General features: G+C 67.4%; 27 protein-coding genes. All 27 read right to left on the bottom strand.

The window, feature by feature from the left end:
* Positions 1 to 36 precede the first annotated feature (36 nt).
* Positions 37 to 873: an SGNH/GDSL hydrolase family protein gene (locus tag AQZ59_RS06340; RefSeq protein ID WP_082661202.1), complete on the bottom strand. Its 837-nt coding sequence runs from the start codon at positions 871 to 873 to the stop codon at positions 37 to 39.
* A complete protein-coding gene (locus AQZ59_RS06335; protein WP_218837031.1) occupies positions 834 to 1,922 on the bottom strand; it encodes an NADH:flavin oxidoreductase/NADH oxidase in 1,089 nt (362 codons plus the stop codon). The genes AQZ59_RS06340 and AQZ59_RS06335 overlap by 40 nt, the downstream gene beginning before the upstream one ends.
* Positions 1,922 to 3,580: an NAD(P)-binding protein gene (locus AQZ59_RS06330; protein ID WP_062613827.1), complete on the bottom strand. Its 1,659-nt coding sequence runs from the start codon at positions 3,578 to 3,580 to the stop codon at positions 1,922 to 1,924. Before AQZ59_RS06330 ends, AQZ59_RS06335 begins: the two co-directional genes overlap by 1 nt.
* Entirely contained in the window at positions 3,577 to 4,659 is a 1,083-nt protein-coding gene (locus tag AQZ59_RS06325) for a thiamine pyrophosphate-dependent enzyme (RefSeq protein WP_062613826.1), read from the bottom strand. The genes AQZ59_RS06330 and AQZ59_RS06325 overlap by 4 nt, the downstream gene beginning before the upstream one ends.
* Entirely contained in the window at positions 4,646 to 5,914 is a 1,269-nt protein-coding gene (locus AQZ59_RS06320) for a transketolase C-terminal domain-containing protein (protein WP_062613825.1), read from the bottom strand. Before AQZ59_RS06320 ends, AQZ59_RS06325 begins: the two co-directional genes overlap by 14 nt.
* Complete coding sequence (locus AQZ59_RS06315) at positions 5,898 to 6,485, bottom strand: 2-oxoacid:acceptor oxidoreductase family protein (protein ID WP_062613824.1); 588 nt, start codon at positions 6,483 to 6,485, stop codon at positions 5,898 to 5,900. Before AQZ59_RS06315 ends, AQZ59_RS06320 begins: the two co-directional genes overlap by 17 nt.
* Positions 6,486 to 6,621: 136 nt before the next feature.
* A complete protein-coding gene (locus AQZ59_RS06310) occupies positions 6,622 to 7,473 on the bottom strand; it encodes a TrmH family RNA methyltransferase (protein WP_068538987.1) in 852 nt (283 codons plus the stop codon).
* Positions 7,474 to 8,025 (bottom strand): dTDP-4-dehydrorhamnose 3,5-epimerase family protein, encoded by a 552-nt coding sequence (locus AQZ59_RS06305; RefSeq protein ID WP_201783165.1) that lies wholly within the window; start codon positions 8,023 to 8,025, stop codon positions 7,474 to 7,476.
* Positions 8,026 to 8,110: 85 nt separating this feature from the next.
* Positions 8,111 to 8,494, bottom strand: a complete 384-nt coding sequence (gene rplT, locus AQZ59_RS06300; protein WP_062613822.1) for a 50S ribosomal protein L20 — start codon at positions 8,492 to 8,494, stop codon at positions 8,111 to 8,113.
* Between the two features lie 9 nt (positions 8,495 to 8,503).
* Positions 8,504 to 8,698: a 50S ribosomal protein L35 gene (gene rpmI, locus AQZ59_RS06295; RefSeq protein WP_062613821.1), complete on the bottom strand. Its 195-nt coding sequence runs from the start codon at positions 8,696 to 8,698 to the stop codon at positions 8,504 to 8,506.
* A gap of 19 nt (positions 8,699 to 8,717) precedes the next feature.
* Entirely contained in the window at positions 8,718 to 9,380 is a 663-nt protein-coding gene (gene infC / locus AQZ59_RS06290; RefSeq protein WP_201783164.1) for a translation initiation factor IF-3, read from the bottom strand.
* 193 nt (positions 9,381 to 9,573) lie between these two features.
* Entirely contained in the window at positions 9,574 to 10,299 is a 726-nt protein-coding gene (locus tag AQZ59_RS06285) for an SseB family protein (RefSeq protein WP_062613820.1), read from the bottom strand.
* Positions 10,300 to 11,031: a bifunctional 1-(5-phosphoribosyl)-5-((5-phosphoribosylamino)methylideneamino)imidazole-4-carboxamide isomerase/phosphoribosylanthranilate isomerase PriA gene (priA, locus tag AQZ59_RS06280; RefSeq protein WP_062613819.1), complete on the bottom strand. Its 732-nt coding sequence runs from the start codon at positions 11,029 to 11,031 to the stop codon at positions 10,300 to 10,302. It lies immediately after the preceding gene.
* Positions 11,024 to 11,656, bottom strand: coding sequence for an imidazole glycerol phosphate synthase subunit HisH (gene hisH, locus AQZ59_RS06275; protein WP_062613818.1), 633 nt, complete (start codon positions 11,654 to 11,656; stop codon positions 11,024 to 11,026). Before hisH ends, priA begins: the two co-directional genes overlap by 8 nt.
* A complete protein-coding gene (locus AQZ59_RS06270; protein ID WP_062613817.1) occupies positions 11,653 to 12,207 on the bottom strand; it encodes a hypothetical protein in 555 nt (184 codons plus the stop codon). Before AQZ59_RS06270 ends, hisH begins: the two co-directional genes overlap by 4 nt.
* The gene (hisB, locus tag AQZ59_RS06265) at positions 12,204 to 12,803 is read right to left on the bottom strand and encodes an imidazoleglycerol-phosphate dehydratase HisB (protein WP_062613816.1); all 600 of its coding nucleotides are present in this window, start codon (positions 12,801 to 12,803) and stop codon (positions 12,204 to 12,206) included. The genes AQZ59_RS06270 and hisB overlap by 4 nt, the downstream gene beginning before the upstream one ends.
* Complete coding sequence (locus AQZ59_RS06260; protein WP_062613815.1) at positions 12,800 to 13,897, bottom strand: histidinol-phosphate transaminase; 1,098 nt, start codon at positions 13,895 to 13,897, stop codon at positions 12,800 to 12,802. Before AQZ59_RS06260 ends, hisB begins: the two co-directional genes overlap by 4 nt.
* Entirely contained in the window at positions 13,894 to 15,219 is a 1,326-nt protein-coding gene (gene hisD / locus AQZ59_RS06255) for a histidinol dehydrogenase (RefSeq protein WP_062613858.1), read from the bottom strand. Before hisD ends, AQZ59_RS06260 begins: the two co-directional genes overlap by 4 nt.
* A gap of 72 nt (positions 15,220 to 15,291) precedes the next feature.
* A complete protein-coding gene (gene uppS, locus AQZ59_RS06250) occupies positions 15,292 to 16,011 on the bottom strand; it encodes a polyprenyl diphosphate synthase (protein ID WP_082661195.1) in 720 nt (239 codons plus the stop codon).
* Positions 16,004 to 16,744: a DNA repair protein RecO gene (gene recO / locus AQZ59_RS06245; protein ID WP_062613813.1), complete on the bottom strand. Its 741-nt coding sequence runs from the start codon at positions 16,742 to 16,744 to the stop codon at positions 16,004 to 16,006. The genes uppS and recO overlap by 8 nt, the downstream gene beginning before the upstream one ends.
* Before the next feature lie 31 nt (positions 16,745 to 16,775).
* A complete protein-coding gene (leuA, locus tag AQZ59_RS06240; protein ID WP_062613812.1) occupies positions 16,776 to 18,545 on the bottom strand; it encodes a 2-isopropylmalate synthase in 1,770 nt (589 codons plus the stop codon).
* Between the two features lie 158 nt (positions 18,546 to 18,703).
* A complete protein-coding gene (locus AQZ59_RS06235; protein WP_062613811.1) occupies positions 18,704 to 19,423 on the bottom strand; it encodes a PP2C family protein-serine/threonine phosphatase in 720 nt (239 codons plus the stop codon).
* Between the two features lie 82 nt (positions 19,424 to 19,505).
* Positions 19,506 to 20,996, bottom strand: coding sequence for an alpha/beta hydrolase family protein (locus tag AQZ59_RS06230; RefSeq protein WP_062613810.1), 1,491 nt, complete (start codon positions 20,994 to 20,996; stop codon positions 19,506 to 19,508).
* Positions 20,993 to 21,904: a GTPase Era gene (era, locus tag AQZ59_RS06225; protein ID WP_236698681.1), complete on the bottom strand. Its 912-nt coding sequence runs from the start codon at positions 21,902 to 21,904 to the stop codon at positions 20,993 to 20,995. Before era ends, AQZ59_RS06230 begins: the two co-directional genes overlap by 4 nt.
* Positions 21,891 to 23,144: a hemolysin family protein gene (locus tag AQZ59_RS06220; protein WP_062613809.1), complete on the bottom strand. Its 1,254-nt coding sequence runs from the start codon at positions 23,142 to 23,144 to the stop codon at positions 21,891 to 21,893. Before AQZ59_RS06220 ends, era begins: the two co-directional genes overlap by 14 nt.
* On the bottom strand, positions 23,137 to 23,649 hold the full coding sequence (ybeY, locus tag AQZ59_RS06215; RefSeq protein WP_062613808.1) for an rRNA maturation RNase YbeY: 513 nt from the start codon (positions 23,647 to 23,649) through the stop codon (positions 23,137 to 23,139). The genes AQZ59_RS06220 and ybeY overlap by 8 nt, the downstream gene beginning before the upstream one ends.
* 5 nt (positions 23,650 to 23,654) lie before the next feature.
* Entirely contained in the window at positions 23,655 to 24,608 is a 954-nt protein-coding gene (locus tag AQZ59_RS06210) for a PhoH family protein (RefSeq protein ID WP_082661194.1), read from the bottom strand.
* Positions 24,609 to 24,615: the final 7 nt, after the last annotated feature.

The raw sequence follows: 24,615 nt of genomic DNA, 5'->3' as shown, positions 1-24,615 counted from the left end.
TCCACTGTGGCCCGCGCAACGACGCCGTCGCCCAACTCACGTCCGCGCGATCGGCCCGCTCCAGGTCCCGAGCTCCGCCACCTCGGTGCGCTCCCAACCCTGGTCGTGCGCCACGGCGTCGGCAAGCTCCTGCACCCACACCGCATACCACGGGCTGTTGGGGTGGAAGAGGTCGATCGCATGGTAGGAAAACAGGTAGGTGGCCATCGGCAGGCTCTGAGAGATACTGCGGATGTCGACGACGCGGTGAGACTCGAGCCGATCGATGCTGGCCGAGAACTCCTCCGCCCGCGCGTCGGCCGTCATCACCCCGAACGAGGGGATATTCATGACGAACGAGCCGGCGGGCAGCTCGCCCTCCAGACGCTCGACGTAAGCGGCAAACTCATCCTGGCTCAGCCACGGCTGGAGCACGTCGTTGCCGCCGATGTCGAGGCTGACGACGTCAGGGCGCAACGGCTCGCCCGCCACCTTGAGCCCGCGCAACTGCGGTAGCTGGGTACCGAGCACCGACTGGATCGTGCCGCCCGAGAGCGACAGGTTAAGCAGCACGACCTCGCGCCCGCTCATCTCCTCCAGCGCCCGCGCGAACCGGGGCACGTAGCCCTCCTGAACCACCCGGGCGCCCAGGCCCTGGGCCGCCGAATCCCCGAGCGCCACGTAGATGAGTGGCATCTCGCCGCCCACCTGCGCGATCTGGTCAAGGCGGGCCAGTTCAGCCTGGAGGTGGCGCTCCCAATACCGGCGGAAAGGCGAGTTCTGCTTCGCCACTCCCCGGCGGCGCACCATCCCGGCCATCACTCCCAGCGCGACCACTCCTGCAATCTTGCCCTTCAGCGCGTCGACCTGCCCCTCACTAGCTGGTCCGGCCATGGGATCTCCACATCCAGCACCTTCGCCCAGTGCCGCGGCACGTACGGGTCATGGAGCCCCACGCGGCCCACGTAGACCACGTCAGCCTCTTCTTCATACACGACGACGTCGGCCTGCGTGGCGTTCGTGATCTGCCCGGCGGCGCCCACCACGGCGCCCGTCTCCTCCCGGATCCGGCGGGCGAAAGGGACCTGGTATCCCGGGCCGGCGGGGATCTTAACGGGGAAACAACCGCCCGTGCTCACGGACCAGAAATCGACGTCGGGAAGCTCGCGCACCAGCCGGATCGAATCCTGCAGCGTCCACCCGTAGCTGCCGTCCACCTCCTCGAAGTTCTCCGCCAGCCAGTCGGTGGCCGAGATCCGCACGAAGAGCGGCACGTCGCCGATCACCGCACGCACCGCGCGCACAACCTCGCGCAGGAGGCGCGTGCGGCCCTCGAAGTCTCCGCCCCAGGCGTCCTCGCGATGATTCGATATCGGGGAGAGGAACTGGTGAATGAGGTAGCCGTGGGCGGCATGGATCTCGATCGCCTGGAAGCCGGACTCCACCGCCAGGTTCGCCGAGCAGGCGAACTGGGCAATAACGGCCTGGATCTCGGCCTCCGTCATCTCCCGCGGAGCGGGCAGGCCCTCGAACGCAATCGCGCTGGGCCCCACGGTCTCCCACGCCTCCTCGGGCGGTAACGCGCCACCACCGAGCCCACCCCGCGTGGAGGCCTTGCGGCCCGCGTGGTTGAGCTGGATCGCGGCCACCCCGCCGTGCTGGGTGATGACCCGGGCGATGTGCCGGAAGGCCGGCACATCCGCCTCATCATCCAGGCACAGGCACTTGTTCGAGATGCGCCCCACCGGGGTGACCGCCGTTGCCTCCACCGTGATGAGGCCAAAGCCGCCCACAGAGCGGGAGGCGTAGTGCTGGTAGTGCCAGTCGTTCGGCCGACCCAGCCACTCCCCCGACTCCCCCGCGCAATATTGGCACATCGGCGGCAGCCAGATCCGGTTGCGGACCTGCAACCCGCGTAACTCGATGGGATCGAAAAGACTCACTAAATCTCCTCCGGCACCATGGAGATCGCTCCACACGGGCATTCCTCGGCACACACGCCGCAGCCCTTGCAGTAATCGTACTTGAACTCATACACGCCGGAGGCAATCTTCGTGACCGCGTTATCCGGGCACACGCCGAAGCAGTTGTCACACCCGAAGCAGTTGCCGCAACTCATGCAACGCCGCGCCTCGTAGATCGCCGACTCCTCGTCCAGGCCGATCACCACCTCGTCGAAGGTGGAGGAGCGCCGGGCGCCCTCGAGGCGCTTGTGCATCTTGTGCGGGGCGTCAGAGTAGTACCAGGTCTCCATCCGATCGAGCGTGGCGTCCCCGTGCTTGTCCGCCGGGGCGTACGTGCCACCCCTCAGCCAGGAGTCGATGTAGCGGGCGGCCTTCTTGCCGTGCCCGATCGCCACGGTCACGTTCTTCTCCGCCTTGATCATGTCGCCACCGGCGAAGACGCCCGGGCGGCCCGTCATCATCTGGCCAGAAACCGTGACGACGCCGTCGTTGATCTCCACGCCCTCCACTCCCTCGAGGAGCGTGAGGTCGGACTGCTGGCCAAGCGCCATGATGAGCGAATCGGCGGCCAGCTCCTCGTACTCGCCGGTGGGCTGGGGGAAGCCGTTCTCGTCCAGGGCCATCTTCTCGATCTTGATCGAGCCGGCATCCACGTGGTCCACTGTGGACAGCCAGCGCATCGTGATGCCCTCCTCCTCGGCCTCCTGGACCTCCGAATCATGGGCCGGCATCCGATCGCGCGTGCGGCGGTAGAGAATGACCGACTCGGTGGCGCCCAGGCGCTTGGCCGTACGGGCGGCGTCCACAGCCGTATTGCCGCCACCGTAGACCACCACCACGCGGCCGAGGAGTGGCTGGCTAGCATTCGCCGCGAAGCCGTCCTCCTCCACGTCGCGCAGCACGTCCACCGCGTCCATCACGTGCGAGGCCGACCCGGCGGGCACGTTGATGTTCTTCCCGATCTGGGCGCCCACCGCAGTGAAGACCGCGTCGAAGTCGGCAAGTGCGGCCTCGACGTCGTCGACCCGCGTGTTTTGCTCGAAGGTGACGCCCATGTCGGCAATCCGCTGGATCTCCGCGTCGAGGATATTGCGCGGGAGGCGGTAGGACGGGATGCCATAGCGCATCATGCCGCCCGGCTTCTCACCCAAGTCCCGCACCGTGACCTCATGGCCGAGCAGGGCGAGGTGGTAGGCGGCCGACAGCCCCGCCGGGCCCGAGCCGACCACCAGGACCTTCTTTCCCGACGGCGCGGCGGCAACCTCAACCTTCCAGCCCTCCTCGATCGCCTTGTCACCAAGGAAGCGCTCAACCGAGTTGATGCCCACCGCCTCGTCCACCTGGGCGCGGTTACACGCCACCTGGCAAGAGTGGTAGCACACGCGGCCCATGCAGGCGGGAAGCGGGTTGTTGACCATGATCTCGCGCCAGGCCGCCTCGTAGTCGCCTTCCTCGGTGTGGTAGAGCCACTTTTGGATGTTCTCCCCCGCCGGGCACTGCTTGTTACACGGAGGCAGGAGGTTGACGTAGACCGGCCGCTCCGAGCGCCACGTGCCCGTGCGATTCGCCGCCGAGGAGCCCACCTCGAGGGTGATCGCAAACGGCAGGTTTTCCTTCTCGTCTCGCAGCGATGTCATGATTCGTCTCCCTCGTACTTGACAAACTCATCCAACGACTCGTCATCGATCAGGTCATAGCTCCTGATATTGCGGTCCGCCATTTCCTGGATCCGACGAATCACCTCCGGGTCCGCGCCCTTCTTGAATAGGTGGGCGAAGCGGCGCTGGAGGCGCAGGTAGTCCTCCACGGGCGCCGGGCGGCGGATCTTCGACACGGACGTGATCTCGCCATACTCGGCCTCGTAGACCGGAAACAGGCCAGTCTGGGTGGCCAGGCGCGCCACCTTGACCGTAACTCCGGAGGCGGTGCCCCAGCCGAGCGGGCACGGCACGAAGATGTGGATGTAGCGCGCGCCGTGCATACCCATCGCCTTCGTCACCTTGTACTCGAGATCGCGCAGGTCAGCCACCGTGGCGGTGGCGACGTAGGGGATCTCGTGCGCCATCGCAATGCGCGGCAAGTCCTTGCCCTGGCCCCAGGTATTGCCCGGCTCCGGGCCGACGGGCTGGGTGGTGGACGTGCGGGCCGTGGGCGGGGTGGCGCCCGATCGCTGCACGCCCGTGTTCATGTAGGCCTCGTTGTCGTAGCAAATGTAGAGCACGTCGTCGTTACGCTCGAACATGCCCGACAGGGGGCCGAAGCCGATGTCCACCGTGCCGCCGTCGCCGCCCTGGGCCACCACCCGCACGTCCGACTTGCCCATCGCCTTCAGGCCGGCGGCCGCACCGGTGGCAACGGCAGCCGTGTTGCCGAACAGCGAGTGCATCCACGGCAGGTTCCACGAGGTTTCGGGATACGGGGTGGAGAAGACCTCAAGACAGCCCGTGGCGTTGATGGCTACCACGTGGTTGTCGGTCGCCGCCATCGCCGCATCGAGGGCGTAGCGGGCGCCGAGCGCTTCGCCGCAGCCCTGGCAGGCGCGGTGACCCGAGGTCAGGGAGTTGAAGCGGTTCGGTCCGGATTGGACCGACTGGTACTGCCCGTCCACCAACCGGTTGCCCACCGCGAAGGATCCGACCTGGTAGAACTTGACCTCTTCGCGGGAGGGGATCGCCGTCTGGCGGTACTCCGGGCTTGGCAAATCAACGGATGTCATCGTGACCTTCTTCCTGTGCCCGCTCCGCGTAGTGGCGGATCATGTTTTCCGGAATCGCGCCGGATCTGCGCATCTTCGCCTCGCGCTCCAGTTCGTGCTCCACGAGCTCCGTGTCGAGGTCGAGGAACGTCAGGTGCTCCACCTCGTCACGCACCGCCTTGTCCAGGTAGGCGTTGAGCGAAGCGATCGTGATGTCGCGCCCGCCCAGGCCCGCGATCAGTTCGTGGCAGGTGAAGTGCAGCCCGCGCATGGCCGCCCGGCAGTGGGAGGAGACGATGCCGCCGATGCCCACCGAGAACGCCTTCTCCAGCACCACGAAGCGCTTGGCGTTCTTCAACACCTCGCGCACCGCCGCCGACGGGAACGGACGGAAGGACACGAGCGAGAGCACGCCGATCTTCTCCCCCGCCTCGCGCCGCATGTCGACGACGTCGCGCAGCGTGCCCGTGACCGAACCGAGGCAGACGACGATCGTTTCCGCGTCCTCGCAATTGTACTCGTGCAGCAACCCGCCCGAATCGCGGCCGAAGATCTCCTTGAACTCGGCCTGGATGCGCGGCATGAGCTCGAGCGCGTCAAGCTGCTTGTGGTGGGCGAGGTAGCGCACCTCGGTGAAGGCCTCCGGGCCCACCATCGCGCCGATCGAGATCGGATCGGCCGGGTCGAGCACCTGGCGCGGCTCGTAGGGCGGCAGGAAGCGATCCACCTGTTCCAGCTCGGGGATGTCCACCTGCTCCACGGCGTGGGTCAGAATGAAGCCGTCCATACACACCATCACCGGCAGCGAGAGCTCCTCGGCGATCCGGAAGGCCTGTACGTGCAGGTCCGCCGCTTCCTGGTTGTCCTTCGCGTACAGCTGCAGCCAGCCAGAATCGCGCTGGGACATCGCGTCCGAGTGGTCGTTCCAGATGTTGATCGGCGAGCCGATTGCGCGGTTGGCCACTGTCATAACGATCGGCAGGCCCAGTCCGGAGGCATTGTAGACCGCCTCGACCATGTAGAGCAGGCCCTGGGAGGCGGTGGCGGTGTAGGCACGGGCGCCCACGGCCGAAGCTCCGATGGAGGCCGACATGGCCGAGAACTCCGACTCGACGTTGATGTACTCACAGTTCTCAAGCTCGCCCTTCTTCACCATCGCCGACAGGCCCTCCACGATGTGGGTCTGGGGTGAGATGGGGTAGGCAGCGACGACGTTGGGCCGGCACGCGGCCACGGTCTGGGCGATCGCCTGCGATCCCTCAATTTGCTTCAGCATTGAGCGCCTCCTTCTTAGCTAGCACCAGGTCATATGCCTCCTGGGCGGCGGCCACGTTCATCTCGCCTACCCGCCCGGGGAAGCGCTCAGAGATCGCCTTGGCCACCGACTCCATCTTGTACAGGCCGGTCAGCGCCGCGGCCGCGCCGAGGAGCACGGCGTTAGGGACGGTGCGCCCGGTGTGTTTGCGCGCGATGTCCGCGGCCGGGATCGTCATGAAGTGGCCCTGCGGCATCTCGGCCTGACGCTCGGTGAGCCCAAGCTCCGCGCTGCGCTTGGAGGAATTGATGAGCACGTAGCCACGCGGGTTCAGCCCCGAAAACACATCGACAATGCCAAGCAGCGTGGGATCTTGCACGATGAGCAGATCCGGATGAAGCACGGGTTCGCGGGTGCGGATCTCTTCCTCACGGACCCGGCAGTAGGCGACGACGGGCGCGCCGGTGCGCTCGGATCCAAACGAAGGGAATGCCTGGGCGTGACGACCCTCGGCGAACGCGGCCATTGCAACGAGGTCAGAGGCGGTCACCACGCCTTGGCCGCCTCGCCCATGGATGCGAATTTCTACCATGACACCGATCATAGTTCTGGCGCGGTAAGGACGAGCCCGGCATTAGGTAAGACTTGAATTAGCTAATTTTTACAGACACTGAAATAGGGACGGCGCACCCGGCCGCGGGGACCTTCGTCCCTTAAAGCGTTCTTTCTCAGCGGGCCTCGGCCGCACGCTGCGCCAGTGCGCTGGCGTACAGGCACAGCGAGCTCGCCACGCCCGCGTTCAGCGATTCCGCCGCGCCCCACATGGGAATTCGCACCCTATGGTCAGCCAGCTCCAGTTGGGCGGGCGTGAACCCGTGGGCCTCGTTACCCACCAGCCACATCGTGGGGGACGCAAGATCTAGGACCTGCGACCCGGCGCCGTCCACCCGTGAAAAATCGCCCGGGCACACCATGGCCTGTGCCAAATCGCGCTCCCCACTCCCGTCCGCGCACAGCACCTGGATGCCGGCCGCGCGCGCCGCTCCGACCGCCTCCTGCACGGCCACCGAGAGGATCGGCAGGTGGAAAACCGACCCTGCTGAGGAGCGGATCACCTTGGGGTTGAACAGCTCCACTGAGCCCGGGCCGAGCAGCACGGCGTCAGCGCCCGCGGCGTCGGCGGTGCGGATGACCGTGCCGAGGTTGCCCGGGTCGGCCGACTCCGCCAGGCACACCAGCAACCGCGGCGCACGCCCAAGCACGTCGGCCAACGACGGCTGGCCGGGCACGTCCGCCACCGCGAGCCAGCCCTGGGCCGACGTCGACAGGCGCGCGAAGTCCGCCTCGGACAGCACGTGCGTGTACGGATCGACCCGTTGGGCGAGCGAGTCGAGGTCAGGGTGACGAGCGAGGCCCTCCTCCGTGACGTACAGGTCGCGAAGCTCCGGGCGCGCAAGCACCTCGCGCACCGCCTGCGGGCCCTCCACGAGGATCTGGCCGTAGCGCTCCCGGTTCCTGCGCGACTGCAGGCCGGCAACCTTCTTCGCCTGGCCCGTTAGGCCCTCGAAGCGGCGCGGCACCTACGCTCCCCTCACCGCGGAATACCGCGGGGCGTTCAAGTCCTTTTCCGAGATCATCGCCCGGTTATCGACGTCGACCGGGATCGGCCACTCGATGCCCAGCTCCGGATCAAGCGGGGCCAGCGCCGAGCCCGGCATCCCCGCCGTCCACTCCCGGTCGAAGAAGTAGAGGTACTCCGACTCCTCCAGCGCCTGGAAGCCGTTGCATACGCCCTGCGGGACCAGCACCATCGTGCCCGGGGTGATCTCCACGGTCACCACCTGGCCCCGCGTGGCCGAGCCCTCGCGGATGTCCACGTAGGCGCCGAAGACCCGCCCGAAGACCACCGTGACCAGCTTCGTCATCGCCTCCGCGTGAAGGCCGCGCACGGCCCCCTTGTGCGTGAGCGTGTTGTTCGCCTGGGCAAACGAGCTCACCAGCCCGCGCTCCTCCAGCCAGGACCTGCGCACTAGCTCACGGATTGTGCCGCGTTCGTCCGTGACCTGCTTCGGCGTGATGACGTAAAGGCCCTCAATGGCCGTGGCCTGCATGGCCGGTTCAATAATTTCCACGGTTCCTCCGTTTTTCCTTCATGGTACCAGCGCAAAATCAGTGAAGCGGGCCCCGAAAACCTCGGGGCCCGCCACAATGAGTGCGTTACTTGTTCGCCGGAGCGTTCACGTCCGCCGGAAGGGCGGCCTTGGCGGCGTCGACAAGCGCCTTGAAGGCGGCCGGGTCATTCACCGCGAGCTCGGCGAGCATGCGGCGATCAACCTCAATGCCGGCCAGCGACAGGCCCTGCATGAAGCGCGAGTAGACCATGCCCTCGGCGCGGCACGCAGCGTTGATGCGCTGGATCCACAGCTTGCGGAACTCATTCTTGCGCACCTTGCGGTCGCGGTAGTTGTAGACGAATGAGTGGGTAACCTGCTCCTTGGCCTTGCGGTACAGGCGCGAGCGCTGGCCGCGGTAGCCCTTGGCGCGCTCAAGCGTGGTACGGCGGGACTTCTTGGAGTTCAGTGCATTCTTTACGCGAGCCATCTCTACTCCTTACATGCCAAGAAGGCGCTTGGTGGGCTTGACGTCGGCCTGGGCCACCGGCTGGTCCGAGGACAGGCGGCGGGTACGACGCGAGGACTTGTGCTCGAGAAGGTGGCGCTTGCCCGCCTGCTCGCGCATGAGCTTGCCGCTACCGGTGACGCGGAAGCGCTTCTTAGCACCCGAGTGGGTCTTCATCTTAGGCATTATTCGTATTCTTTCTTGACTAGTTCGCTGCCGTCTCAGCCTGCTCATCGGAGGCGGCATCCTGCCGGGCGCGGCGCGAATCGGCGCGGTGAGCTGCGCGCTCTGCCTCACGCCTGCGGCGCTGGTCGGACTTGGCCTGCGACTTGCGACGAATAGGAGCAAGCACCATCACCATGTTGCGACCATCGACGCGAGGGGCAGACTCCACGGTGGAGTTTTCCTCAGTGTCGTTCGCAATACGCTCCATGAGGCGCACACCCATCTCCGGACGCAGCTGCTCGCGGCCCTTGAAGCGAAGCTGGATCTTGACCTTGTCTCCCCCATCAAGGAATTTCTTGATGGCCGAGACCTTCGTGTCGTAATCGTGCTTGTCAATCTTCAGGCTCAGGCGAATCTCCTTGAGTTGGGTATTGGCCTGATTGCGGCGAGCTTCGCGCTTCTTCTGCGCGGCTTCGTACTTGAACTTGCCGTAGTCCATCAGCTTGGCCACTGGCGGATTGGCGTTGGGTGCCACCTCAACAAGATCGAGATTAGCTTCCTGGGCGAGGCGCAGGGCATCCTTAACGCGAACGACGCCGACCTGTTCACCGCCCGGCCCGACTAGACGTACCTCGGAAACGGTAATTCGATCGTTGATTCTTGGCTCGTTGATAACGGTTCCTCTTCTTACTTCGACGTGCAATGCGCACGGAGTATCCCGAGGAAAAGGGGCATACGCCCACCTTCACCAAAAACCCGGCCCCCTGTGGGAACTCGAGGTGGGATTTCTCCGCTTGCATCCCGGCATTCGCCGGTGGTGGTCGCCTAGTAGTGTATCAGGGGCCGCCACGCTCCGCTATATCCGCTCACGCTACGCGCCCCGTGAGCTTGCCCACCTAAGCTCCCGCAAAGAACGGCCGGATCTCCACCACGTCCAGGCGCGACTTGACGTACGGGTCGCTTCCCATCGCCGCGGCCACGGTGTGGGCGATGTTGACGACCTTATCCCGGTCCACGGGCGGGATAAGGTAGAGCACGACGACGGCCGAGCCGTTCTGCCCCGGCTGGACCCCGATCTTCTCCAGGCCCGGCAGATAGCCGTCAATCCCAAGCGTGATCCTGCGGGGGATCTCCGGGTCGTCCCAGGGCGCCACCCACGGGGTATTGCTGGCGAGCGCGGCGGTGGCGCTGCGCCCCAGCCAGGTCTGGTCCTTGCCCGGGTCGAGCACAAGCACGCCGTCGGCTCGTTCCAGAGCCGCCGAGGCGACCTTCGCCACTTCAACCGGCACGGGACGGGCCTCATCGTTCCACGCACGCAAGGCTGAGGCCGAGGAGAAGATCGGCAGGGCCTGCCGCCCACCCGGAAACTCCACGCGCACCAGGTCGTCGTCCGGGCACTCGAGCGGATCGGTGGGGGCCGGCGCGTGGGCGGCGATCCCGGCGCCGTCGCGGCCCGGGTGCGCGTGCGGGAGGACGGGCACGATCACCCGGCCGAGCGCGGCCACAATCGCCGCTACGCGGGCGTGCTCGGGTTCGGCGTAGGCCGCGGCGAGCTCGGGGGTGATGGAGCCGTCGTCGTCGGCAAAGGGGTTGGGCGAAAGGATGCGGCGTAGGTCGGCCATCTACCGCTCGCCCGCAATCTCCAGCGCCTGCGGCAGGGTGAACGCCCCGGCGTAGAGCGCCTTGCCCACGATCGCGCCCTCCACGCCGAGCTCCACCAGCTCGCGCAACGCCGCGATGTCATCCAGGTTCGACACGCCGCCGGAGGCGACCACCGGGCGATCCGTGGCCTCACACACCTTGCGCAGCAGCTCGAGGTTCGGGCCCTCGAGCATCCCGTCGCGCGTGACGTCGGTGACGACGTAGCGGGCGCACCCGTCGTCGTTGAGGCGGGCGAGCACCTCCCACAGGTTGCCCCCGTCGCGCGTCCAGCCGCGGGCCGAGAGCACGTCCCCGCGTACGTCCAACCCCACAGCCACGCGCTCACCGTACTCGGCGATCGCGCGCTTGGTCCACTCCGGGTCCTCCAGCGCGGCCGTGCCCAGGTTGACGCGGGTGGCGCCGGCCTCGATGGCACGGGCGAGCGAGGCGTCGTCGCGAATGCCGCCCGACAGCTCAATCTTCACGTCCTTCTGCTCACCCACGATCCGGGACAGCAGCTCGTGGTTGGAGCCGCGCCCGAAGGCCGCGTCGAGGTCCACCAGGTGGATCCACTCCGCGCCCTGATCGACGAAGAGGGCCACGGCGTCGGCCGGATCGCCGTACTCCTGCTCGGTGCCAGCCTTGCCCTGGTTGAGGCGCACGGCCTTGCCGTTGACGACGTCGACGGCGGGGAGAAGTTCGAGTTTAGACATGGCTACCTTTCATATCGAGCCAGTTGCGCAGGAGGCGCAACCCGGCGTCGGCGGACTTTTCGGGATGGAACTGGGTGGCGGTCAGCGGGCCGTTCTCGACCGCGGCGACGAAGCGCGCGCCGTGCTCGGCGAAGGTGACCAGCGGCGGGGCGAAGTGCCCGCCGGCCAGCTCGGCCGCCGGGTCGGACATGACGGCGTAGGAGTGGACGAAGTAAAAGCGCTCGTTCTCAATCCCGTCAAACAGTGCCGAACCCTCGGGCACCTCCACCTTGGACCAGCCCATGTGCGGCACGATCGGAGCCGGTAGCAAGTCCACGCTCCCCGGCCACTGGGCGAGACCGCGCGCTCCCCCGTGCTCGGCGGAGTGATCGAACATGATCTGAAGGCCCACGCAGATGCCGAGCACGGGCCGCCCACCGGCGAGCCTGCGCTCGATGATCCGGTCAGCTCCCGCCGCGCGAACCTTATCCATGACGGCGGCCATCGCGCCCACGCCCGGCACCACCAGGCCGTCGGCGTCCTCAAGGATGGCCGGCTCGGTGGTGAGCTCCACGCGCGCGCCCACCTTCTCCAGGGCGCGCACCACCGAGCGCACGTTGCCGCCCGTGTCGAGGACCGCGATCATCGCACGCCCTCGCCGTCGGAGTCGTCGGCGGCATCGATCTTAGGCGCCCCACCGAGGATGCGCTCGACGTCGGCCAGGCTCAGGTCCATCGAGGAGATGCCCTCACCCGCCGCGCCGTTGATGACCAGGCTCTCCACCTTCGGGTCGAGCGTGTTGAGCAAGATTCCGGCCTGGACCTCCTCACCGCGTAGGCCGCCCAGGTAGCGCACGCCGGTTACCATGCCGGACAGACCGGCCTCGGAGCCGACGTCGTCGCCCAGCTCGGCCGTCAGCAGCACCACGCCGAACTCGGATAGCGCCGAGAGCGGGCCGGCGAGGTTATCCGGGTCGTCAGCGACGTTGGCGGGCTCGCCCTGCGCGGGCTCGGGCTCCCCGCCGAGGAGCTCGGCGATGTCCCAGTCGGTGAAGGCGGGCACGGCCACGTCATGTACCACGCACACGCCTGAGTTCGTGGCGATCACCCGGGCATCCAGCCCGCGCAGGCGCAGGATGCCGGCCACGATGTCGGGCTGGCCGAAGGGGGTGAGGACGACGAATCGGCGCGAGCTCACAGGGCCCCCTTGGTGGAGGGCACGCCGCTCACGCGCGGATCGGGCTCCACGGCGGCGCGCAGCGCCCGGGCCAGCGCCTTGAACTGGGCCTCGACGATGTGGTGCGGGTCGCGCCCGTAGAGCAGCTCCACGTGCAGGCAGATGCCGGCGTTCATCGCGAAGGACTCGAACACGTGGCGCGTCATCGCGCCCGTGAAGTGCCCTCCAATGAGGTGGTACTCCTGGCCCGCGGGCTCGCCACGGTGCACGACGTACGGCCGGCCCGACACGTCCACCACGGCCCGAGCGAGCGACTCGTCAAGCGGCACCACGGCGTCGCCGAAACGGCCGATCCCGCTCTTATCCCCCAGCGCCTGGCGCAGCGCCTGGCCGAGACAGATCGCGGTGTCCTCCACGGTGTGGTGCACGTCGACCTCCACGTCCCCGCGCGCCTCGACGTCGATGTCGATGAGCGAGTGCTTGGACAGGGCGGTGAGCATGTGGTCGTAGAACGGGACGCCCGTGTCGATGTGGGACGTGCCCGTCCCGTCCAGGTCAATTTTCACCCGGATCGAGGATTCGGACGTGGTACGCTCCACCATTCCTTGGCGAGTCATCGTGCCTCCTTCAGTGCCTCAACAAAAGCAGCGTTCTCCTTCGGCTGCCCCACCGTCACGCGAAGCCAGCCGGCCGGTCCGACCTCGCGGATCAAGACGCCCCGGTCCACAAGGCGCTGCCACACGGCGTGCCGGTCTTCAAAGGTACCAAACATGACGAAGTTTGCATCCGAGTCCGCCACCTGCAAACCCATCTGGCGAAGCTCGGCGGCCAGCGCGTCGCGGTCGGCGCGGATCTGGCCCACCTGCTCCATGAGCAAGGCGCGGTGGGCGAGCGCGGCGCGGGCGGCAGCCTGGCTCACAGCTGACAGGTGGTAGGGCAGGCGCACGATCCGCACCATGTCCACGATCTCGCGGCTGGCGGCCATGTATCCGAGGCGCAGGCCGGCCGCCCCGAAAGCCTTCGACATCGTGCGCGTCACCACCAGGTTCGGGTAGCGCCCCAGCAGCTCGAGGGCGCTCGGCACGCCGTCGCGCCGAAATTCCCCGTAGGCTTCATCCACGACGACGACGCTCGCCGCGCCCTCCGGCCCCGATTGCGCGCTCGCCTCGAGGATGGCACGGAGGTCGGCAGGGTCGAGCGCGGTGCCCGTAGGGTTGTTGGGCGAGGCCAGCAACACGACGGCCGGGCGGTAGACCTGCAGTTGCGCGGGCACGGCGGCCACGTCGATCGCGAAGTCCGCTCCCCGCTCCACAGCGACGAAGCGGCCGTAGACGTTACGGGTGTACTCGGGGTACATGGAATACGACGGGGTGAAGGTCAGCACCGTGCGGCTCGGGCCGGCAAACGCGGTGAGCAACTGAGCCATAACCTCGTTCGAGCCGTTCGCCGCCCACACCTGTTCCGGCGCGAGCCTCACGCCCGATTCGGCAGCCAAGTAGCCGGCGAGATCGGCTCGCAGGGCGAAGGCCTCGCGGTCCGGGTAGCGGTTGAGAGACGCGGTGGCCTCGGCCACGCGCACGGCGATCTCCGCCACCACCTCGGGCGCCGGCGGGTAAGGGTTTTCGTTCGTGTTGAGCACCACCGGCAACTCCATCTGGGGAGCGCCGTAGGGCACCTCGCCCACGAACTCGGGGCGCAGCGGCAGCTTCATGAGAGCCTCACCTTCAGAGCGTCGGCGTGGGCGGGCAGGTCCTCGTCCAGCGCGAGCGCCGTGAGCGGCCCGGCCATGGAGGCCATCGCATCCCGCTCGTACTCGATCTCCTGGACGGGCTTGATGTAGGCGAACACGTTGAGCCCCGCCGCGAAGCGGGCGGTGCCGCCCGTGGGCAGCACGTGGTTGGAGCCGGCCATGTAGTCCCCAAGCGGCACCGGCGAGTACGGGCCCACGAAGATCGCCCCGGCGTTGCGGATGCGGCCGGCCACCTCCCGGGCGTTCGCCGTCTGGATCTCGAGGTGCTCGGCCCCGTAGGCGTCGGCCACCCGCACGGCGGCCGCCATGTCATCCACCAACACGATCCCGGACTGGGGGCCGCGCAGCGCGGTGTCCACCCGCTCGGCGTGCTTCGTCGCAGCCGCCTGGGCCGCGAGCTCGGCCTCGCAGGCGTCGGCGAAGTCCTCGGAGTCCGTGATGAGCACGGAGGCGGCGGCCGGGTCGTGCTCGGCCTGGGACAGGAGGTCTGCGGCCACGTAGCGCGGGTTGGCACCGGCGTCAGCAATGATCGCGATCTCGGTGGTGCCGGCCTCGGCGTCGATGCCCACCACCCCATGGACGGCACGCTTGGCGGCGGCCACGAAGATGTTGCCAGGCCCCGTCACAACGTCGACCGCCTCGCACAGCACCGGCCCGTCGGCCTCCTCGGATCCGGCGGCGCCGTAGGCGAACATGGCGATCGCCTGGGCCCCGCCCACGGCGTAGACCTCGGTGATGCCGAGCAGCTTGCACGCAGCGAGGATCGTAGGGTGGGGCAGGCCACCGTACTCCTTCTGCGGCGGCGAGGCCAGCGCGATCTGCGACACGCCCGCCACTTGCGCGGCCACCGCGTTGTGGATGACGGAGGAGGGGTAGACAGCCAGCCCGCCGGGCACGTACAGGCCCACGCGCTCCACCGGGATCCAGCGCTGGCGGACCACGCCACCCGGCACAATCACCGTCTGCGCCGGGGTGGGTAGCTGAGCGCGGTGGCCGGCCCGGTTATGCTCGATCGACAGCTCGAGAGCGTGGCGCAGTTCGGGCATGAGCCGGGCTTCGGCGTCGTCGATCGTCTCCTGCGGCACGCGCAGGCTCTCGGGGCGCACGCCGTCGAAACGCTCGGCCAGGTCGCGTAACGCGGCCGCGCCCTCGCGCCTCACCCGTTCGATGATCGGGCGCACGGCCTCAAGCGCGGCGTCGATGTCCACGCTCGCCCGCGGAAGGCTCGCGGCCAGCTCCGCCCGCGTGAGGTTGCGCCCACGAAAATCAAGTCGTTGTAGCATGCGGCCAGTGTACGCCGTGAGCACCGCAAACGCCTGGCCCGCCCACCTATCGGGAGCCCGGCCCCGGGGGCGTCACTCCCCCGCCACCGCGTCGACCGCGCCGCCGAAACGCCGCTCGCGCCCGGCGAATCGATCGAGGCAGGCGCGCAACGAATGCTGGTCAAAGTCCGGCCACGGCTCGTCCACGAACATCATCTCCGCGTACGGGGACTCCCAGAGGAGGAAGTTCGACGTGCGTTGCTCACCGCCGGTGCGAATGAAGAGGTCAACGTCGGGAAGGTCGGGCTGGTACATGTAGCGCCCGAGCAGCTCCGGGGTGACCTGGTGGGGCTCGACCACCCCGCGCCGCACGTCGTAGGCCAGCTCCATCGCGGCGTCCGCGATCTCGTTGCGCCCGCCGTAGTTACAGCAGAAGTTGAGGATCATCGTGTCGCAGTCGGCCGTGTAGCGCTCGGCCGCCTGAAGTTCGTTGATGACCGAGCGCCACAGCCGTGGCTGGCGCCCCGACCACACCACCTTCACGCCCCACGAGCGCAACTCCTCGCGGCGGCGGCGAATGACGTCGCGCGAATAGTTCATGAGGAAGGCGATCTCGCGAGGGGAGCGCCGCCAATTCTCCGTGGAAAAGGCGTAGACGGACAGCACCTCGACCCCGGCCTCAATCGCGCCGGAGATCACGTCCATGAGCGCGTCCTCGCCCGCCCGGTGGCCCTCCGTGCGCGGCAGACCCCGGGCGTTCGCCCATCGCCCGTTGCCGTCCATGACAATGGCCACGTGCCTCGCCTCAGCCATGGCCTCCCCCTTCCGCGCCCACCAGCGCAAGCGACTTCATCTTCGATTCCAGCTGCCACTGCACGAACGCGCCGATGAGGGCTGCCGCTTGACGACGCGCGGCGCTCCCCGAGGCGTCCGCGATCGACCAGTCCCCCACGCTCAGCGCGCCGATGAGCTGCCAGGCCTCCACCGACGGGATCGTGGCGCCCGGCGGCCGGCAGTCGTCGCACACCGCCCCGCCGCTGTGGACGTGGAAGGCCTCGTGCGGGCCGGGCGCGCCGCACTTGGCGCACTCGAAGACCGCCAGCTCCCAGCCCGACAGCGACATCGCGCGCAGCATGTAGGAGTGCAGCACGAGCGTCGGCGCGTGGGCGCCGGTCGCTAGCGCGTGGAGCGCCCCGTGGAGGAGGGAGAACTGCGCGGGTTCGGGGTGGTCGTCGGTCAGGCGGTCGGCAAGTTCAAGCATGGCGGAGGCACACGTGTACGCGTCGTATTCTGCGACGAGGGTGCGCCCGTACTGGTTGCGGGATTCGACCTGGGTGATCGTATCGAGGGTGCGGCCGCGGTAGAGCTGGACATCGATCATGGAGAAGGGCTCCACGCGCGCCCCGAAGCGGGACTTGGTACGCCGCACGCCCTTGGCCACCGCCCGGATCTTGCCGTTGTGGCGGGAGAGCATCGTGATGATGCGATCGGCTTCGCCCAGGTCATGGCAGCGAAGCACGATCGCATCGTCACGGTAGGTCTTCATGCGCCCCATTATAGGGGCCCGGGCCGCCGCTCTAGCGCAGGGCGCGGTTGACGGCAGACACGATGGCCTTGAAGGCGGCGGTGACGGTGGACGGGTCGAGGCCCACGCCCCACATCACCTGGCCGCCGATCTCGCACTCGACGTACGAGGCGGCCGTGGCGTCCCCGCCCGACGACAGGGCGTGCTCGGCGTAGTCAAGCACCCCGACGTCGATGCCGAGCTTGGCGAGCGCGGCCGTGAAGGCGTCGATCGGGCCGTTACCGGTGGCAGCCACCGTGGACTCGCTCACCTCATCGCCGTCGCGTTCGGACAGCGTGACGGTGAGGACGGTCTGGTGGCCCTCGTCCGCCGTCGTGACCGTAGTGCCGCGCAGGGAGTAGCGGCCCCAGGGGCGCAGGCCCTCGGCCGCGGTGTAGGGCAGGTACTCGTCCACGAAGATCTTCCACAGCTCGTCGGCCGTGACCTCCCCGCCGATCACGTCCGTGCGGTGCTGGACAAGGTTGGACACCTCCACCTGGAGGCGGCGCGGCAGGTCCAGGTCTCGCGTAGAGGACAGGAGGTAAGCCACCCCGCCCTTGCCGGACTGGGAGTTGACGCGGACCACGGCCTCGTAGGACCGGCCCACGTCCTTCGGATCTATCGGCAGGTAGGGCATCTCCCACAGCACCGCGTTCTCGTCCCCGCCGGCGGCGATAACCTTGCGGGCGCGGGAGGCGAAGCCCTTCTTGATGGCGTCCTGGTGGGAGCCGGAGAAGCTGGTGTAAACGAGGTCGCCGCCGTAAGGGGTGCGGGGCGGGACCTCCATCTGGGTGCAGTGTTCAACAGTGCGGCGGATCTCGTCCAGGTTCGACAGGTCGAGCTGGGGGTCGATCCCGTTGGAGAAGAGGTTGAGGGCCACGGTCACCAGGTCCACGTTGCCGGTGCGCTCGCCCTGGCCGAACAGGCATCCCTCCACCCTGTCGACGCCGGCGAGCAGGGCCAACTCGGTGGTGGCCACCCCCGTGCCGCGGTCGTTGTGATTGTGGGCCGACAGGGCGATGTGCTCGCGCCGGGAGAGGTTGCGACTCATCCACTCGATCTGATCGGCGTACACGTTCGGGGTGGAGCGCTCCACGGTGGTAGGCAGGTTGAGGATGATCTCCCGGTCCGGGCCGGGCTGCCACACGTCCATGACCGCCTCGCACACCTCGAGCGCGAAGTCGAGCTCGGTGTCCACGAAGATCTCTGGCGAATACTCCAAGCCCACAATCGTGTGGTCGTCGAAGCTCTTTTCCATGTAGGACACGAGGTCCTGAGAGCCGGCGACGGCGAGCTGCTTGATCTGCTCGCGGTTCATGTTGAACACGACATCGCGGAACACCGGGGCGGTGGCGTTGTAGAGGTGCACGGTAGCACGCGGCAGGCCCTGCAGGGCGTCCACCGTGCGGTGGATAATCTCCGGCCGGCTCTGGGTTAGCACTGAGATCGTCACGTCCTCGGGCACCGCGTCATCCTCCACGAGCGAGCGCACGAAATCGAAGTCCGCCTTCGACGCCGCCGGGAAGCCCACCTCGATCTCTTTCAGCCCGATCGCCACCAGCAGGTCAAACATCTTGCGCTTCTTCGCCGGGTCCATCGGGTCGATAAGCGCCTGGTTGCCGTCACGAAGGTCGGTGGACAGCCAACGCGGGGCCTTCGTGATTCGGTTGTTCGGCCACGTGCGATCCGGAAGGCTCACCGGGTTGGAGTCAAGGAAATGACGGTACTTCGCGATCGGCATCGGGGTGGGTTGCTGCTGCGTTCCAAAGCCTGCTGTTTTCATGGTCTCTCCCAAAGTTGTGTAAACGGTTAGCCAACACGAAAACCCGCGGAGAGGTGTCAGCCAGTGACCTCGCCGCGGCACCTAAGCAGGAGCGTGAACATGGCACTACCCTACCGGCGCCCTACCCGCGCGCAAGCGATATTCCACGTTGTGGGCGGCTAGGCCTCTCCGCGCACCTGCGCGAGCACGATGGTGACGTTGTCGTGCCCGCCCGCGGCCAGCGCCTCATCACGCAACAGGTGGACGGCCTCATCCATGTTGACCGCCTTGGCCAAGATCATCGCGATCTCATAGTCGGTTAGCTCATCGTGTAACCCGTCGGTGCAGCACAGCACGAAGTCGCCGTCGTGCAACGCCACGCGGCGAAACTCCACGTCCGGCGGCCCGTAGGTGCCCACAGCCCGGGTGATGATGTTCTTCTGGGGGTGCACGTGCGCCTCGTCGTCGGTGATCTGACCGGCGTCTACCATCTCCTGGACCATCGAATGGTCGTGCGTGAGACGTTCCAGGTCGCCGGCGCGGTATCGGTACACCCGCGAGTCGCCCACGTGGAACACGAGCGGCACCTCGCCCAGGTACACGCCCGCCACCGTGGTGCCGGCGGTGGGGCCAAGGTTAAGCAGCGAGGTCTGGGTGTCGAAAAACTCGCCCTCCACGTGCACCGTGATCGCCTCCGCAGCCCGGGCCAGCGCCTCCGAGATGACAGCTGCCGCCTCACTTTCGAGGTCTCCCTCCACCTCGGCCAGCATGTCCACGGCGTACTGCGCCGCGACGTCGCCCAGTGCGTGCCCGCCCATGCCGTCGGCCACCGCGAACAGCCGGGGGCGAGCCAGATAACGGTCCTCGTTGCGCGCACGGACGGCGCCGGTGTCGCTCACGCACACCATTCTTGCGGTCAATCTCCTGCTCACGCCTGCCCTCCTGCCCTCCTGCCCTCATCCTACGCCGAGCGCGGGCACTCTAGAAGAACGGCGAGGGGTAGATGCCCCAGTAGGCCAGGGCAAACAGGAGGAGGATCTGCCCGGTGAAGATCACGCGCAAGTCCGCCCCCGCCCGCCGGGTCTGCATCGGGTGGGCGTGCCACGTGGCAAGCGCGCGCACGAGGAAGTACACCGCGGCAAGGCCCAAGAGTTCCACCGCGAGGATCCCGCCCTGGACCACCCACCGGTTCGTCTCGTAGCTCAGCGCCAAGGTCGCGATCGCCACGAGGTAGGCGAGAAAGGCCACCCACGTGAGCGTCACCAGCACGGCGCTGATGAGGATCGGGCGTCCCACGCGCTGATAGTTCTGCCGCGCCCCGATCCCAAAGTGGCCCGACAGCAGGAGTAGCGATCCGATCACGGTGAGCATGAGGCCCGAGGCGAGGATCGCGAACATCGCGGTCCCCGAACCGAACCAGCGCGGGGTGTCAAGCGTCTGCGCCGTGAAGGCCTGGTGCGGCTGGGCACCCGCCACCTTCGGGCTGAGCCGGGCCGAAGACGGCAGGCCGTTGATGAAGTTCGCGATGTCCTGGAAGGGGCGGGCCTGCAGCTCGCCATCGATCCGCAGCCCGTGGTCGGCACCCTCGTAGTAACGCACCAACAGATCGTTGTTGCCCGCCTCCTGCAGGCTCTCCCCCACCTCGATCGGGCCCTGCACGATCGGCATCGACAGGTCGTGGGTGCCGTAGGCCATCATCACCGGCACCGTGATTTGCTTGTGGTAGGGGCGCGGGTCAAACGTGGCGTACTGGAAGTCGCCCGCTGCGATCGCGCCCGTAATGAGGCGCGGGATGCCCTGGTAGATGACCGGTGGTACGCCCACGTTGCGCAGGTAGGCGTCCGCGGCGAGCGCCCCCTGGTCGCGGATCGGCATGGCCGGGTCGGAGATGAGGATGAGGAAGGCCGCCTCGGCGTCATCGGCAACCGCCACGGGCGCAACGAGCGCGCCCTCGGACTCTCCGTAGTAGCCCACGTCACGAGCGTAGACCGAGTCCTGATCGCGCAGCCACTCGGCCACCGTCTCATACCCGCGGGCGAGTCCCAGGTAGTCGCGTTCGAAGGTGGTGTAGTGCTCGAGCAGCTTGTCCGGGACTGCCGTCACGATCCCGGCGGAGGCCAGCCACTGGGCGTGCTCCTCGAAGGCCTCGTGCGAGGATGTGCCCGTGCCGTGCAGGAACACGACGCCAGGGCTCTGTCCCTTCACCCCCACCGGCTCGCGCAGTGTCAACTCGATCGTGGTGCCGTCCTCCATGGCGACGTCGTGCACCGACGTCGCCACCTCGTACGTGTCAAGCGGCACGGTACGCGAGGAGGAGACGATGGCCGTGTCCGCGGTTTCGGGCGCGATGAGGTTCGTCATCGGCTGCGGGTTCCAGTTCGGCCCCGCCCACGCACCCCACGTGCCAAGAACCAGAACGGCGAGCACCCACAGCAGGACGAGTGAGGGCTTGCGCGCACGTAAACTGATCAAAAGCCGAGCCGCCCCAAAAGCTTCGGGTCGCGCTGCCAATCCTTGGCCACCTTGACGAAAAGGTTCAGGTAGACCTGGCGGCCGAGCATCGCCTCAATCGACTCGCGCGAGGAGCGCCCCACCCGCTTCAGGCGCGCCCCGCCCCGGCCGATGATGATGCCCTTCTGAGACTCACGCTCTACGTACAGGCTCGCGTGGATCGCCAGCACGGGCTCCCCCTCGCGCCGCGGCCGCTCCTCCATCTCGTCGACGACGACCGCGATCGAGTGCGGCAGCTCCTCACGCACGCCCACCAGCGCGGCCTCGCGGATGAGCTCGGCGATGCGATCCTCCTCTGTTTCATCCGTCACAGAATCGCGCGGGTACAGGGGTGGGCTGAGCGGCATGCGCTCGAGCAGAAGGCTGGCCAGCAGGCCCACCTGCTCGCCGGCCACGGCAGACACGGGCACGATCTCAGCGAACTCGTGCATCTGGGAGATCTCGATGATGCGCTCGGCCAGCGCGTCCTTCGTCACTTTGTCCATCTTCGTGATGACGGCCAGGATCGGCGCGCCAGTCTTTTTCACCAGGTCAAGCAGGAAGCGGTCGCCCGGGCCGGTCGGCTCGTCGGCCGGCATGCACAGGGCCACGGCGTCCACATCGGATAGCGCCTCCCCCACCATGTCGTTGAGCCTCTCGCCCAGGAGCGTGCGGGGGCGGTGCAGCCCGGGGGTGTCCACCACGATGAGCTGGCCCGCCTCCAGCTGGACGATGCCCCGGATCACCCGGCGTGTGGTCTCGGGCTGATCGGCGGTGATGGCGATCTTCGTGCCCACCATCGCGTTCAGCAACGTCGACTTACCCGCGTTCGGGCGGCCGACCACCGAGACGAATCCGGCCCGGAAATCCTCAAACTCACTCATCTTCATCCTGCGCTCTTTTCACAATGACACTCACCAGCCGCTTGCGGCGACCCTCGAACCGGTCCGCCGCTAGCACCAAGCCGGCGATCGTCGCCTCCGATCCTGAGATGGGTATCTTACCCAAACCCTTCGCAAGAAGACCGCCGATCGACTCCACGTCGTCGTCGTCAACATCGATGCCAAAGAGCTCGGCCACCTCGTCGATCGGCATGCGGGCCGGGACGCGGAAGACGCCGTCGTCGATCTGCTCCACCTCGGGCAGAGCCCGGTCGTGTTCGTCGACCATCTCGCCCACCAGCTCCTCGAGCAGGTCCTCGATCGTGACGAGGCCGGCGATGCCGCCCCACTCGTCCACCGCGAAGGCGATGTGGTTCTGGGTGGCCTGCATGTGGGCCAGCAGGTCGTCGGCCAGCATGAACTCGGGCACGAACTGGGCCTCGCGCATGACGTCGCTCACCAGGAGGCCCTCGGTGTCGGTGCGGCGGTGGATGCGGCGCACCACGTCCTTAAGGTAGGCAACCCCCAGCAGGTCGTCGGAGGACTCGCCAATTACGGGCACGCGGGAAAAGCCCGAGCGGGTGAAGAGCGAGATGGCGTGGTCCAGATCCTCCGTCGCGTCGATCGAGATCATGTCGGTGCGCGGCACCATCACCTCGCGCACGATCGTGTGCGACAGCTCGAAAACCGAGTGCAGCATCGAGCGCTCGTCGTCCTCCAGCACCTCGGACTCCGAAACGCGCTCCACCATCACCTGCAGCTCGTCCTCGTACCTCGTCTCCCGTTCCTCCTCCGCCGTCTCGCGCCGGGTGACGAACACCGAGCCGAGCCGGGCGAGCGGCCACAGCACGGCGTCGCCCACCCGCAGCGCCTGGACGGGGTATTTGGCGCCGAGGTGCGCGGGCAGGAGTAGGCCCGTGCCCATGAGCGCGAGCACGGCGACAACGAGCGTCACGATCCACACGAGCCAAGCGGCATGTACGAAATCCGTGATGAGGGTGAACACGCCCAGCCCGAGCAGCATGAGGAATACGTTGTGGACGGCCGTGACCGCCGCCAATGTGGCCGGGCGCCGCTCGTAGATCCGGGCCAGGTGCTCCCCCGCGTTGCCCTCCTCGATCGCCTGGCGCACGCGCGGGTGCGTGATTGTGTGCAGAGCCTGGAGCGTGATGTTGGTGAGGATCGTGCCGAGCAGGGCAACAATCGCCACCACACTGGCCAGGGTGAGCGAGACTTCGGACTCAATCATCGTCGACCGTCGGAGCGATGTCGTCGATGTTCCCCGAGCCGTAATCGTGCGGCTTGCGCGCCAGGAAGGTGAGCAGCAGGCGGCGCTGGAGGTCGAACATCTCCTCCTTCTCCTCCGGCTCGGCGTGATCGTAGCCGAGCAGGTGCAAGATACCGTGGGTGACGAGGAGCAAGATCTCCTCCATCGTGGCATGCCCCGATTTCAGGGCCTGCCGCTTCGCCACCGCCGGGCACACCACAATGTCGCCCAGCATCCCGGGCTTGGGCTCGGTGCCGAGCGGGGCAGGGCGGATCTCGTCCATCGGGAAGGACAGCACGTCGGTGGGGCCGGGCAGGTCCATCCACTCCAGATGTAGCTGCTCCATCGCTGCCTCGTCTACGAAGATCACCGACAGGTCAGCGCGCGGGTGCACCCGCATCTGCTCGAGCACGTAGGAGGCCAGCTCGCTGACCTCCGTCACGCCCACCGCCGGTTCGAAACCCGATTCGTCGTTTACCTCAATCATTTTCCTCACTCGGCGTCATATCGTGCGTAGGCGTCGATGATGTCGGCCACCAGCCGGTGGCGCACCACGTCGGCCGATCCCAACTCAATGAACTTGATCTTGTCCACGTCGCGCAGGATCCGGCGCACGAGCGCCAAGCCCGAGGTCTTCTTCGACGGCAGGTCCACCTGGGTCAGGTCGCCCGTTACCACCATCTTCGAGTGGAAGCCGAGGCGCGTGAGGAACATCTTCATCTGCTCCGGCGTGGTGTTTTGCGCCTCGTCGAGGATGACGAACGCGTTCGACAGGGTGCGCCCGCGCATGTAGGCCAGCGGCGCCACCTCGATCGTGCCGGCCGCCAGCAGCTTGAGGATCGCGTCCGGGTCAATCATGTCGTACAGCGCATCATAGAGCGGGCGCATGTACGGATCGACCTTGTCGTTCAGCGAGCCGGGCAGGAAGCCCAGCGACTCGCCGGCCTCCACCACCGGGCGGGTGAGGATGATGCGCGAGACCTCCTTGCGTTGGAGGGCCACCACGGCCTTCGCCATCGCCAGGTAGGTCTTGCCCGTTCCGGCCGGGCCAATACCGAACGTGATCGTGGCCTCGTCGATCGCGTCCACGTAGGCCTTCTGCCCGAGGGTCTTGGGCCGGATCGTCTTGCCCCGGTTGGTGAGGATGTCGGTGCTCAGCAGGTCAGTGGGCTTGGCCAGCCCCGATCGCATGATAGCGAGCGCGCGTTCCACCGCGTCCACGGTCATGTGTTCGCCGGTGGCGGCCACGGAGATGAGTTCGCTCATGAGCTCGGCCGCGAGCTCGACGTCGGCCTGCTCGCCGTTGATCGTGATGCCCTGCCCGAGGACGTGGAGGGTGGCCGGTGCCAGCCCCTTTTCGAGTGCGCGCAACACCTCGTCCCTGTGGCCGAGGATGTTGATCATCGGCACGCGGTCGGGGACGGTGACAGTTTTGGTAACTTCCATCGTTTTC

Origin of the sequence: Trueperella bernardiae, from assembly GCF_001469025.1 — a bacterium.
Classification (GTDB): domain Bacteria; phylum Actinomycetota; class Actinomycetes; order Actinomycetales; family Actinomycetaceae; genus Trueperella; species Trueperella bernardiae.
Note: the sequence above shows the minus strand (reverse complement) of the source record. Positions and strands in the feature narration are given on the sequence as shown.